General features: G+C 69.7%; 8 protein-coding genes. 5 read left to right on the top strand and 3 right to left on the bottom strand.

The window, feature by feature from the left end:
• The 3 genes from A9X04_RS22420 to A9X04_RS22410 form a co-directional block, all read left to right on the top strand.
• Nucleotides 1-924, top strand: a 924-nt coding sequence (locus A9X04_RS22420) for a GNAT family N-acetyltransferase (protein WP_197509309.1), incomplete at its 5' end; no start/stop codon positions are given.
• Between the two features lie 26 nt (nucleotides 925-950).
• Nucleotides 951-1643 carry a DUF5642 family protein gene (locus A9X04_RS22415; RefSeq protein WP_067925203.1) on the top strand — a complete coding sequence of 231 codons (693 nt, stop codon included), beginning with the start codon at nucleotides 951-953 and terminating at the stop codon, nucleotides 1641-1643.
• 28 nt (nucleotides 1644-1671) lie between these two features.
• Complete coding sequence (locus A9X04_RS22410; RefSeq protein WP_067925200.1) at nucleotides 1672-2325, top strand: DUF5642 family protein; 654 nt, start codon at nucleotides 1672-1674, stop codon at nucleotides 2323-2325.
• 14 nt (nucleotides 2326-2339) lie between these two features.
• Here the strand turns inward: A9X04_RS22410 and A9X04_RS22405 are convergent, their stop codons facing one another.
• Nucleotides 2340-2936 (bottom strand): alpha-ketoglutarate-dependent dioxygenase AlkB, encoded by a 597-nt coding sequence (locus tag A9X04_RS22405; RefSeq protein ID WP_197509308.1) that lies wholly within the window; start codon nucleotides 2934-2936, stop codon nucleotides 2340-2342.
• Between the two features lie 28 nt (nucleotides 2937-2964).
• On the opposite strand from A9X04_RS22405, the gene arcA reads away from it, so the two are divergent.
• Nucleotides 2965-4218 carry an arginine deiminase gene (gene arcA / locus A9X04_RS22400; RefSeq protein ID WP_369828997.1) on the top strand — a complete coding sequence of 418 codons (1254 nt, stop codon included), beginning with the start codon at nucleotides 2965-2967 and terminating at the stop codon, nucleotides 4216-4218.
• Nucleotides 4219-4271: 53 nt separating this feature from the next.
• Here the strand turns inward: arcA and A9X04_RS22395 are convergent, their stop codons facing one another.
• The gene (locus A9X04_RS22395; RefSeq protein WP_067925191.1) at nucleotides 4272-5120 is read right to left on the bottom strand and encodes a DUF559 domain-containing protein; all 849 of its coding nucleotides are present in this window, start codon (nucleotides 5118-5120) and stop codon (nucleotides 4272-4274) included.
• A gap of 103 nt (nucleotides 5121-5223) precedes the next feature.
• A complete protein-coding gene (locus A9X04_RS22390) occupies nucleotides 5224-6792 on the bottom strand; it encodes a dolichyl-phosphate-mannose--protein mannosyltransferase (protein ID WP_067925206.1) in 1569 nt (522 codons plus the stop codon).
• 25 nt (nucleotides 6793-6817) lie between these two features.
• Here A9X04_RS22390 and A9X04_RS22385 point away from each other — a divergent pair.
• Nucleotides 6818-7357 (top strand): 16S rRNA (cytidine(1402)-2'-O)-methyltransferase (locus A9X04_RS22385; protein WP_197509306.1); only part of this gene is annotated, 540 nt, incomplete at its 3' end.

Raw genomic sequence — 7357 nt, 5'->3', positions numbered from 1 at the left:
GCCGATCTGGCGCCGCTGGCCGCGTCGCTGCAACCGCTGCGCGCCGCGCCCGGCCAGGTGCTGATGCAGCAGGGCGAGCAGGCGGTCTCCTTCCTGCTCATCTCCTCGGGAATCGTGGAGATCACCCATGTCGGCGATGACGGCGTGGTCATCGTGGAGCACGCCTTTCCCGGGATGCTCATCGGGGAGATCGCCCTGCTGCGGCACATCCCGCGGACCGCTACCGTCACCACCGCCGGCCCGCTGACCGGGTGGATCGGCGACAACGACGCCTTCGTCCGTATGGTCCACATCCCCGGGGTCATGGAGCGGCTGCTGCGCACGGTGCGCCAGCGTCTCGCCGCGTTCATCACGCCGATCCCCATTCGTGTCCGCGATGGAACAGACCTGATGCTGCGGCCGGTGCTGCCCGGCGACAGCGAGCGAACCGTGCACGGGCACATCCAATTCTCCAGCGAGACGCTGTACCGGCGGTTCATGACACCGCGCCTTCCCACCCCGGCGCTGATGCACTACCTCTCGGAGGTCGACTACGTCGACCACTTCGTCTGGGTGGTGATCGACTCAGGGAACCCGGTGGCGGACGCGCGCTACGTGCGCGACGAAGGCGACCGCAACGTCGCCGAGATCGCGTTCACCGTCGCCGACGCCTATCAGGGGCGCGGGATCGGCACCTTTCTGATCAACGCCCTGTCCATTGCCGCCCGGGTCGCCGGCGTCGAAAGATTCTCGGCCCGAATGCTTTCCGATAACCTGCCGATGCGGACGATCATGGACCATCACGGCGCGATCTGGCAGCGCGAGGACGTCGGCGTCATCACCACCGTCATCGACGTACCGCGCCGGCGTGACCACGGTTTTCGGCGCGACGTGGCCGCCCAGATCGAGCACGTCGCCCGCCAGATGATCGAGGTGGTCGGCTGACGCCGCACCCGGTGCTACGAACGAGCATGCGGCCGTTCCGGTTTGGCGCGGTGACAACTCCCGCGCTGGCGTTGCTGGTGGCCGCGTGCACCCACGCACCGGCGCCCGCCCCGTCGCCGACGCCCACGAAGGCGCCACCGCCGACGGCGGTCAACCCGGCCAACATCAAGCGGGTGGTTCGCGAGCTGCCGCCCGGTTACGAGGCGACCACGGGCATCCCCAGCGGGGCGTCCCCGCAAGTGATCTGGAGCCTGGGGCCCAATGCTTCGGACACCAAGGCGCGGCCGCCGCAATGCGGGGCGCTGGCCGACCCCGGCAACGGACGTGACCAGTCGGCGCAGGGCGTGTCCGCCTCGGGCAGCGGCGGCATCGTCGACGCTGTGGTGGTGGCTTTGCCGGGGCCGGTGGTCCGGCCCGACGACGTGGTCGCCGCGTGCGGCCAGTGGACCATGACCGTCGCACGCAGCACGGCGAGCGTGCACCTCACCGACGCTCCCCGCATCGACGGCGCCCCAACCCTCGGCATGGTGGCCGACGTCAAGTCGTCCGTCGAGTCGGGCACCGAGATTGATTCGCGCACATACACCTTCATCGCATACCTGGGCAACTTCTACGCGTTCACCACGCTGACCACCGATCCGGGTTCGGTGGTCCCAGCGCTACCGCCGCAATTCGCCGCCGATCTGCTCGTCAAAACGGTGTCCACGTTGCGCAGCTGACGCGCCGGCCTTCGGTAGATTAGCCACGGTGTTCAAAGTGGCGGTCACGGTCGCGGCGGTGGGTGTGCTCGCCGGATGCTCGTCGGGGGCGCCTAGCTCGGCGAACGTCGACATCAAGAAGGTCGCCGACGTGAAGTCGAGCTTCGGGCCGGAGTTCAAGGTCACCGACATCGGGGAGCGGGGGATCGATCCCAAGGTGCTCTCCGGCCGCAAGCTCCCGGAGGGCCTCACGTTCGACCCGGCCAATTGCGCCAAGGCGGCGACGGGACCGGAGATGCCCCCCGACCTGCAGGGCAACATGGCCGCCGTCTCCGCCGAGGGCAAGGGCAACCGATTCGTCGTCATCGCCGTGGAAACCTCAAAAGCCTTGCCGTTCAACGACCCCGGCAAGGAGTGCGCCAAGGTGGCGTTCACCGGACCGCAATTGCGCGGCGGCCTCGAGGTGGTCGACGCGCCGCACATCGACGGGGCCCGCACGCTGGGGGTGCACCGCGTCCTGCAGGCCCTGGCCCCGGGCGGTGCCCGCACGGGCGAGCTCTACGACTATTCGGCCCAATTCGGTGACTACCAGGTGATCGTCACCGCCAATCCGCTGGTGGTCCCCGGGCAGCCGGTCGCGCCGGTCGATACGCAACGCGCCCGCGACTTGCTCGTCAGCGCGGTGAAGTCGGTCCGCGGCTAGCGAATGGGGCGGGCCTAACGCACGCCGCGCGGCCGGAACTGGATGCTGATGCGCGGGCCCACCGGTGTGGTCGTCTTGGGCACGGCATGCTCCCAGGTGCGCTGGCACGAGCCCCCCATCACCAGCAGGTCCCCGTGCGCCTGGGGCAGCCGCAACGACGGCCCGCCACCGCGCCGCCGCATGGCGAAGGTGCGGGTGGCGCCCAGGCTGACGATCGCCACCATGGTGTCCTCGGAGCTGCTGCGCCCGATGGTGTCGCCGTGCCAGGCGACGCTGTCCGAGCCGTCGCGGTAGCAGCACAACCCGACGGTGGTGAACGGCTCACCGAGCTCGCCCGCGTAGATGTCGTTGAGCCGGCGCCGCAGCCTGGCCAGCAGCGGGTGCGGCGGGTCCTCGACGGTTAGGTCGTGAAAGCTCACCAGCCGCGGCACGTCGACCACCCGGTCGTACATCTGGCGGCGTTCCTCCCGCCAGGGCACGCCCGACAGCAGGCCGTCGAGCAGATCGTCGGCGTCGGTGAGCCAGCCCGCGCGGATCTCGATGAAGGCGCCGTCACCCAGTTCTCTGCGCTCGGTGTGTGCGAACAGGGAGCCTTGTACCGCGATCTCCACGGCGGCCAGTCTATCGCACATCCGTTCGATGAAGAGGAGACCGGCCGTCCGAGCGGCTACCGTCTTCCTTGTGGGCGTGGTTGAGCTGGGCACCAATTCCGAGGTGGGCACGCTGCGGGTCGTGATCCTGCATCGACCGGGCGGCGAGCTGCGGCGGCTCAATCCGCGCAACATGGATCAGTTGCTCTTCGACGGGCTGCCCTGGGTCGCGCGCGCGCAGGACGAACACGACCGCTTCGCCGCGCTGCTGCGGTCACGGGGCGTCGAGGTGCTGCTGTTGTCGGACCTGCTGGCCGAGGCGTTGACCCACAGCGGGGCGGCGCGGATGCAGGGCGTCGCCGCCGCGGTCGACGCGCGGAGGCTCGGAGTGCCCCTGGCGCAAGCGCTTTCGTCCTACCTGCGCGGGCTGGACCCGGGCAGGCTGGCTCAGGTGCTGATGGCCGGCATGACGTTCAACGAACTGCCCTCGGACATCCGGACCGACGTGTCGCTGGTGCTGCGCATGCACCAGGGGGCGGACTTCGTCATCGAGCCGCTGCCCAACCTGGTGTTCACCCGCGACTCGTCGATATGGATCGGCCCGCGGGTGGTCATCCCCACGCTGGCGCTGCGCGCCCGGGTCCGCGAGGCGTCGCTGACCGATCTGATCTACGCGCATCACCCGCGGTTCACCGGGGTACGACGCGCCTACGAGTCGCGCACCGCCCCGGTCGAGGGCGGCGACGTGCTGCTGCTCGCTCCCGGTGTGGTCGCGGTCGGCGTCGGTGAACGCACCACCCCGGCGGGCGCGGAAGCGTTGGCCCGCAGCCTTTTCGACGACGACCTGGCCCACAAGGTGCTCGCCGTGCCGATCGCGCAGCGGCGTGCGCAGATGCACCTGGACACGGTGTGCACCATGGTCGACACCGACACCGTGGTGATGTACGCCAATGTGGTCGACACGCTGTCGGCGTTCACCATCGAGCGCACGCCGGACGGTGTGGCGATCAGCGATGAGGCGCCGTTTCTGGAGGCCGCCGCCAAGGCGATGGAGATCGACCGGCTGCGGGTGATCGACACGGGGTTGGACCCCGTGATCGCCGAGCGGGAGCAGTGGGACGACGGCAACAACACCCTGGCGTTGGCGCCGGGGGTCGTCGTCGCCTACGAGCGCAACGCCCAGACCAACGCCCGCCTGCTAGACGCGGGCATCGAGGTGCTGACCATCGCGGGGTCCGAGCTGGGCACCGGCCGCGGCGGCCCCCGCTGCATGTCCTGTCCGGTCGCCCGCGATCCGCTGTAGCCGTTGCGCTGAGATTGCCGCCATGGTCGTCGCTGGGGGCCGAACCGCAACCCTCACGGCAATCTCGGCGACGAACGGCGGGCCAGCGCCTCGCGGGCCCGCCGGGCGATGACGCTGGGGCGGTCCTCGTTGATGACCCTGATCACGGTCCAGCCGAGGCTTCCCACGATCTCGGCCCGGCGAATGTCTTTCACATACTGGCCGCGATCGGTGCGGTGCTGTTCGCCGTCGTACTCCAGCGCCACCATCGGTTCTTCCCACCCCATGTCCAGGTAGGCGACCAGCCGACCGTCGGTCACTCTGATCTGCGTGGTGGGCCGCGGCAAGCCGGCGTCGATCAACACGAGGCGCAGCCAGCTTTCCTTCGGCGACTGTGCACCCCCGTCCATCAGGGACAGGGCTGCCCGGCATCGCCGAACGCTCCGGACCCCCTTGTTGCGGGCGAAGAGCGGAGCCACGTCGGCCGGGGTGAGGCCGGTTGCGGCCGACAACGCGTCAAGGTGGGCCACAGCGAGACCGCGCGGCAGATGGCGTCCCAGGTCGAACGCCGTGCGCGTCGGGCTGGTGACCGGTAGCCCATCGAGGTCGACGACATCCTCTGCGCTGATGCGTTCGCGGCGGATGATGATGCCGGGTGGCGGGTGGTGGAAAAGCCCGATGATCTCGACGGGCGCGGAGTCGTCGACCCATTTCGCCCCGTGCAGCGCGGCGGCCGCCCGGCCGGCGATGATCGCCCGCCTGCCCGACCACAGCCAGGCCGCCCAGATATTGTCGTGAAGCGACCTGGGCGCATTCTTCGGCACGTACACGTCGCGATGGATTCGCCGGTAGCGCCAACGCAATTGGCCGCGCGTCAGCGAACCGCCCGCTGTCGCTTCGCTTCCGATAAAGGCCCCCGCCACGCGCTCATCATGGACGCCACGACCGATCTCGCGTCCACATTGCCGCCAGGGTTGTGGACAGCGCGCGAACCGCAACCCTCAGGGCAATCTCGACGCAAAGCCATCAGCGCCAGCTGGGCAGCCAGATCTCCATGTCCCACGTCTGCTGCGAAATCGGCAGCCCGGTGAGCACCGGGAACAGCCAGGCGAAATTGGTCACCACCAACGCGACGTAACAACAGACGGCGATCAGCCCCAGCGTGCGTCGCTCCTGGGTGAGACCGCGCGTCCGGCCGGGCGGGTAGAGGATGTCCCCACATATCAGGGCGATCCCCATCACCAGGAACGGCGCCATCGTCGCCGCGTAGAAGAAGTACATCTGCCGGTCGATGTCGGCGAACCAGGGCAGCCACCCGGCGCAATACCCGGTCAGCACAACGGCATAACGCCAGTCGCGGCGGACGAAGGTACGCCAGCAGGCGTAGAGCAGGACCGGCACGGCCAGCCACCACATGGTCGGGGTGCCCACCAGCATCTCCGCCTTGACGCACGACTGCCCGCCGCATCCGGAGACGTTCTGCTGGTCGATCGCGTACAGCACCGGCCGCAACGACATCGGCCAGCTCCACGGCTTGGACTCCCACGGGTGGTGGTTACCGGCGGCGTTCGTCAGGCTCTTGTGGAATTTGAACGCCATGGCGGTGTAGTGCCATAGCGAGCGGATGGCGTCCGGGAACGGGACCACCGAACGGGGGCCGATGGACTGACCGACCTCGTGCCGATCGATCGCCGTCTCGGACGCAAACCAGGGCGCGTAGCTGGCCAGATAGACGGCGAACGGGATGAGCACCAGCGCGTAGACGGTGGGGATCAGATCCCGGCCCAACATCCCCGCCCACGGCCGGGTCACCTGGTACTGGCGCCGCGCCGCGACGTCGAAGGCCAACGACATCGCGCCGAAGAACAGCACGAAATACACACCGGACCACTTTGTCCCGCACGCCAATCCGAGCAGGACGCCCGCAGAGAACCGCCACCAGCGCACCCCCAGCCGCGGGCCCCACAGCGTCTCGGCGGCGCGGCCCTCGAGCAGCGCGACGTGCATGCGCCGGCGCACCTCGTCCCGGTCGACGATCAGCGCGCCGAACGCCGCGACCACGAAGAAGGTGAGGATGCCGTCGAGCAGGGCGGTCCGGGCGGTGACGAAGCTGACGCCGTCGCAGATCACCAGCACGCCGGCGATGGCGCCGACCAGCGTCGAGCGGCTGATCCGCCGCACGATCCGCATCACCAGCACGACCAGCACCACGCCGAGCAGGGCGCCGGTGAATCGCCAGCCGACGCCGGTGTAGCCGAAGACCGCCTCACCGATCGCGATCAGTTGCTTGCCGACCGGCGGATGGACCACCAGGCCGAACCCGGGGTTGTCCTCGACCCCGTGGTTGTGCAACGCCTGCCAGGCCTGCGGCGCGTAATGCTTCTCGTCGAAGATGGGCGTGCCGGCATCGGTCGGCGAACCCAGGTTGAGGAACCGGGTGATCGCGGCCAGCACGGCGATCACGCCCGTCACGACCCAGCCGCGAATCTGATCGGTCGGCCCGAAATCGGCCACCGGAACCATCGGCCCCGGGCTGACGACGGGCACGACGCGCTCCTGGCCGGCGACCGGGGTTTCGCGGGGCGGGGCGGACATCGGTGTCGATCGTAGGCTGTCCGTCATGACCACCGGCCGCCTGTTGCTGGGCGCGACCCCGTTGGGCCAGCCGTCGGACGCCTCGCCCCGCCTGATCGACGCCCTCGCCCGCGCCGACGTGGTGGCGGCCGAGGACACCCGCCGGGTGCGGACGCTGGCGAAGGCCCTGGACGTCACGATCACCGGCCGGGTGGTCAGCCTGTTCGACCGCGTCGAGGCGGCCCGGGTGGAGCCCCTGATCGCCGCCGTCAAGGCCGGCGCGACCGTGCTGGTGGTCAGCGATGCCGGGATGCCGCTGGTCAGCGATCCCGGCTTCCGGCTGGTCGCGGCGTGCGTGGACGCCGGCCTGCCGCTGACGTGTCTGCCCGGCCCGTCGGCGGTGATGACGGCGCTCGCCCTGTCCGGCCTGCCGGCGGAGAAGTTCTGCTTCGAGGGATTCGCCCCCCGCAAGAAGGCCGCGCGGCGGGCCTGGCTGGACTCGCTGGCCGACGAGCGGCGCACCTGCGTGTTCTTCGAATCGCCGCGCCGGCTGGCGGCGTGTTTGCAGGACGCCGTCGACCAGCTC

This window comes from Mycobacterium sp. E3247 (assembly GCF_001667785.1).
GTDB lineage: Bacteria > Actinomycetota > Actinomycetes > Mycobacteriales > Mycobacteriaceae > Mycobacterium.
This window is presented reverse-complemented; position numbering and strand designations above follow the sequence as displayed.

What these genes read in the sequence shown, in the direction of transcription:
- A9X04_RS22390 (WP_067925206.1), bottom strand. Translation starts at nt 6,792, where the DNA reads ATGTCCGCCCCGCCCCGCGAAACCCCGGTCGCCGGCCAGGAGCGCGTC.
- arcA (WP_369828997.1), top strand. Translation starts at nt 2,965, where the DNA reads ATGAAGAGGAGACCGGCCGTCCGAGCGGCTACCGTCTTCCTTGTGGGC.
- A9X04_RS22415 (WP_067925203.1), top strand. Translation starts at nt 951, where the DNA reads ATGCGGCCGTTCCGGTTTGGCGCGGTGACAACTCCCGCGCTGGCGTTG.